Consider the following 4900-nt stretch of genomic DNA (forward strand, 5'->3'; position numbering starts at 1 on the left):
TCTCCTGGCCTATGGACTTGTGGATAAGCCATTCTGAGAGTAAGGTGAATGAACTAACAAACCGGGAATAGCTCTTATTTTTCCTGAATTTTGTTCCAGATCCCCGGACCTAGCTAAGTTTGCCTATTTACAAAAAGAAAAACCACATTATCTTCCAGAACGAATATCAGTAAACCTCTCCGCCCGTCAATTTTCCAACCCTCAATTAATACCCATGATAAAAAATGTATTGCGAACTCAAAAAATTTCCCCGAAACAACTCGAGTTAGAGATTACTGAAACGGGCTTAATCGAAAATATTGCTGAAGTATGCTCCACCTTGCACCAATTGGGTGACATGGGTATCCAATTGGCCATTGATGATTTTGGCACAGGCTACTCTTCTTTGGGGTATTTGAAAGATTTACCCTTCAACCGCTTAAAGATCGATAAGTCCTTTGTTGATTCCTGTATGTTTGATTACAATAGCCAATCAATTATTGAATCTATTATAGGTTTGGCTCACCGTATCGGCCTAGAGGTCACTGCAGAAGGCGTAGAAACAATAGAACAAAAACAATTTTTGGCCAAACATCAATGCGATGAATTTCAAGGGTATTATTTTAGTCCCCCAATTTCTCCAGAGGAGTTTGGTAGCTTTTTTTCCCAGTATCATTAAATGGACTAAGTAACCATGCACAAGGTAATTAAAAATAAAACGGAATTCTTAATAGAAGTCATCCAGGAATTGTCTATAGCCCGCTCAATTAACCAAATCCAAGATATTGTTAAATATGCCGCACGCGCTTTAGTGGGTTCAGATGGTTCGGCTTTTGTGCTCCGCGATCACGACAAGTGTTATTACGTCGATGAAGACTCCATTTCTCCCTTATGGAAGGGGCAACGCTTTGATATGAAAATTTGTATTAGTGGTTGGGTAATGAGCCATAAAGAAACTGTAGTTATCGAAGACATCTATAAAGACGAGAGAATACCTATTGAGGCCTATCGCTCTACTTTTGTAAAAAGCCTAGTAATGGTGCCGATTAGAAGCAGGGATCCTATTGGGGCAATTGGAAATTATTGGCAAGAGAAACATACACCGACTATAGAGGATATAAAAATTTTAGAGGCCCTAGCCAATAGTACCTCTATTGCCATTGAAAATGTCCAAGTTTATTCGGAATTAGAACAAAGGGTGAAGGACAGAACGGCCCAACTCAATGCGCTTAATACTGAGCTTGAAGCCTTCACCTACTCTGTTTCTCACGATTTGCGCTCCCCTCTCACTATTATCGGCGGCTTAAGCCAGATGATTCAACAAGATAAGAAAAACGCACTTTCTGAGGACGGTCATTATTTATTTAGCAGGATAGATAGCAATGTAAAGCGGATGAATGAACTTATTGATGATTTATTAATGCTGTCTAAAATATCGCAAGCTTCAGTGAATAAGAAACAAGTAGACGTGTCAATTCTTGCACAAGAAATTATTAATGAGTATTGTGAAAATCAACCCAGCCGCCATATCGATTGCACCATAAGTCCAGGTGTCCAAGTTTATGGTGATCCTAAATTAGTGCGTATCCTTTTAGAAAATCTTCTGAATAATGCCCTAAAATACACCTCAAAAAACGATTATACGTTAATTACCTTGGATAGATTCACTAGTGAAAATGGACACGAGGGCGTATTTATTAAAGATAATGGTGTAGGTTTTAAAATTCCAGACAGCAGCGATGAACTATTTAGGCCTTTTAAAAGACACCATAGTAATGATGAGTTTCCTGGCAGTGGTATTGGCCTTGCAATAGTCAAACGCATTATAAAGCTGCACCATGGCGAAATTTGGCCTGAATCAAGTCCTAATCAAGGTGCAACCTTTTATTTTTATTTAAACTCAATTCACCCAGAAAGTTTAGCAGCTGTCTAGTTTAAAATTGGCTATGGAGGGGCTGAACTTAAGCGCTAGCCCCCATTAAAGTCAAGCTGGGTTTGACAGGATGCACTAACAGGAGCTCAGCCTTCTTAGCATCTAATAGCTGCGCTAAATTACTCTTTTCAGGGAGCTGTAAATACAGAAAAAGCATGTTGGACGGAGCTCTTCCAATCCTTATTTTTATTGGGGTATTCTGAAATATGTGGGCTAACTGCTGCCGGAGATCCTCCGCCTCACCCTCATAATCACATTGCAGTGCGAATAACTCAGTACTAAATTTATACCAACCGCCCAGTTTCGGCATCGCTTGATATAATAGTTCCGTTTGTTTTGGTGTTGCCGCAGGCTTAATGAACCCGCCAAGTCCTGACCTACTTAGTGCTGAGCTGGATGGCGCAGGTATCTCAAGCTGCCTAAATTCAAATCCTTGCTCTACTTGTTCTTTGGCTAATAATCGAACCTTTACAAAGGCTTTTTCAGCATACCAGTGAGCATATTCATTTCTATCAAGACTTAATAAGGCTTTAAAATCCCAGCTAATGCCTTCTGCATAATTAAATGGGCCTAAATCAATCCCATTTTTAAATGCTAAACCGCGAATCATCCACTCCACAATGCCAGAATTACCCAACTCGGTAGGTAGTAAATGTGCCAGCAAATGGGATAATGTCCCAGCTCGTTCCAAAAAGACCTTTATTTTTTCCTCGCCCTCTCCCGGGACCTTTAATAAGGCCTGAAAATAATTATCCGCCAGTTTAAAATCCCCCACCGTATCGTATTTATTAATCCAGGCATAGTCGATGAGCAAAAGATTAGCTTCGGGATACTTTTCTTTGTCGGTTTTGTTTACCAATTCTCGTAGGTAGATTCTTGCAAGATGCGTGGAATGAGCGCCCTGACTTTTTATGCCTGCTGGAGATTTAACCGTCAGATGATAAAAATTAATTTTTATACCATCAGGAGACTCCTCTTCCTCCTTGCTACACATACAGAACTCATCTTCAATCTGATAGGTCTTTTCTTTACTACTATCATAGTGATGCTTAGCTTCTATTTTCTTAATTTGCTCACGAACTAAGCTAAATAATTTATCACGCATCCCAAACCAAGGTTGAGGGTATTGTGATGTTTCCCACACAGCTTCCCGAGCCCCCACCCCTTCGCCTCGTAATAATCCATAAGACATGGTTCGACCGGATTTTTTTCCATGCTCTAATTTAATTGCTACACGTTGACGTTCTTCTGCAAGAAAATAATAGGCATCTGCAAAGGAGCTATATACTTTCTGGCCACCGCTGCTTGATTGCTCCTTAACTACAGGCAAGCCTGCAACCAGTTTAGTAATAACTTCTTTACTTTCTTTTAACCACTTTTTTTGATCGACATGTTCATGATTCTTAGAACTATCCGGATGAGATGCATATCCCTGGGTGCTATTCGGCATAATAATTTCCATCACAATTTAATTGCTTGCATTATGAACAAAAAGACAAATAAATAGAATATGCCCAGAGGAGTGTCAGGAAGGCAACCTTTTTTAGGAAACTATATACTTATGATTTTATAAATATTTTTTATAGAGATCAGCTGGTCCTTAGAAAATACGGCCGTAGTTGAAAAGAACTCAAACACCTATTAATGTTGGAACAAACTCATACTACTTACTGTCTAACCACGCTTTGATAGCAGCTATCGTTTCATCAATAAGGACGCGCAATTCTTGGTAAAGAGAGTGCCGCGAGTCTTCTGGACCTGCTTGACATTGCTGTTCAAGATAGTGACAGGCATTGATAAGTTTAATTGCACCACAATAGACGAGGCCGCCCTTCATTTGATGGACAAGCTTTTTAATAGTCAGCCAATCTCCTGCCTTATAAGCAGTCTCCAAGGCGCGAATACTCTTAGGCATTTCTTGCTCGACCATGCATTTAAAAGTGGCTCTAAGTAAGTCAGCATTATTGCCCAAACTAATAAGTGCACACTCTACATCTAAGACTGGACCAGTATCTAATTGCAACAAGCTCTTTGTCTTATCAGCAGCAGGTTGTTGAGGCGTGGCCATGGGGGTATTTTGGATTGTAGCTCCAGGACTTGCTAGTAAATAGGCCTGCGTAATTTTTTCTAAGGCTTCTCTATCTATTGGTTTACTTATCGCATCATTCATGCCTGCTTTGATACATCGGGACTTAATTTTCTTTTCATCATCAGCAGTTAATCCGATAATGGGAACTGCTTTTAGCTGATTTTTTTGCTCATATTTTCTGATTTCTCGGCTTAGTTCAAGACCTGATAGGCCTGGAATATCTAAATCGGTAATAATTAAATCAAAAGGTTCGGCCTTAATTAAATCTAAGGCGTGCTGCCCATTTCCTACACTCCTATAGTTAAAACCCGCTTGGCTAACCAGCGTCTCAAGAGTGAGTAAAGCAATGGTATTGTCTTCCACAAGCATTAATTTTGCGCCCGCAACCGGTATTTTATTCCTGGCCTCAGGGAGCTTACTTTTATCCGGTTTATTTTGCTCTAAAGGCAGTTGCCCTGCCTCGCCTACTTTAACTACTAGCTCAAAATAAAAAGTGGTCCCCTGGCCTGGCTTGCTAGTTAATAAAATGTTTCCACTAAGTAGATGCGCATAGGATTGGGCAATGTGTAAGCCTAAACCATGCCCACTATAAGCTCCTTGCTTGGGGGGAATCCGAAAAAACTTATCGAATACTTTAGCTTGCAGCTCAAAAGGAATACCGATACCACTATCTGTAACACTAAACTTAAGCAACACTTCATTTTTCATCTGCTTGAGAAGTTTTACCTTAATAGTAATTTCGCCTTGCGGAGTGAATTTAATAGCATTTCCAGTTAAATTTAATAACTCATGTTACGCACGGTCAATTTTAAGCTGCCATATTTTTAAGCTCCTGCCAAGCAATCTGGTTCGCTCTAAGAATCAATTTGTACTTAATAGCAAAGTGATTTAAATGAGTT

Annotated in this window: 5 protein-coding genes; 3 read left to right on the forward strand and 2 right to left on the reverse strand. The window is 39.8% G+C overall.

Going from position 1 to position 4900, the window contains the following annotated elements; genetic code table 11:
• The first annotated feature begins 76 nt into the window (after window positions 1-76).
• Together ELY15_RS13340 and ELY15_RS13345 are read left to right on the forward strand one after the other, a co-directional pair.
• Window positions 77-658 carry an EAL domain-containing protein gene (locus ELY15_RS13340; protein ID WP_370449436.1) on the forward strand — a complete coding sequence of 194 codons (582 nt, stop codon included), beginning with the start codon at window positions 77-79 and terminating at the stop codon, window positions 656-658.
• Window positions 659-673: 15 nt separating this feature from the next.
• On the forward strand, window positions 674-1912 hold the full coding sequence (locus ELY15_RS13345) for an ATP-binding protein (protein ID WP_127100852.1): 1239 nt from the start codon (window positions 674-676) through the stop codon (window positions 1910-1912).
• Window positions 1913-1940: 28 nt separating this feature from the next.
• Here ELY15_RS13345 and ELY15_RS13350 read toward each other — a convergent pair whose 3' ends face one another.
• Complete coding sequence (locus ELY15_RS13350) at window positions 1941-3362, reverse strand: hypothetical protein (protein ID WP_127100854.1); 1422 nt, start codon at window positions 3360-3362, stop codon at window positions 1941-1943.
• 213 nt (window positions 3363-3575) lie between these two features.
• The gene (locus ELY15_RS13355) at window positions 3576-4763 is read right to left on the reverse strand and encodes a response regulator (protein WP_370449437.1); all 1188 of its coding nucleotides are present in this window, start codon (window positions 4761-4763) and stop codon (window positions 3576-3578) included.
• Between ELY15_RS13355 and ELY15_RS16245 the strand changes: the two genes are divergently transcribed.
• On the forward strand, window positions 4753-4893 hold the full coding sequence (locus tag ELY15_RS16245; RefSeq protein ID WP_158617495.1) for a hypothetical protein: 141 nt from the start codon (window positions 4753-4755) through the stop codon (window positions 4891-4893). The genes ELY15_RS13355 and ELY15_RS16245 overlap by 11 nt on opposite strands.
• Window positions 4894-4900 lie beyond the last annotated feature (7 nt).

The organism is Legionella sp. km772, from assembly GCF_003989735.1.
Lineage (GTDB): Bacteria > Pseudomonadota > Gammaproteobacteria > Legionellales > Legionellaceae > Legionella.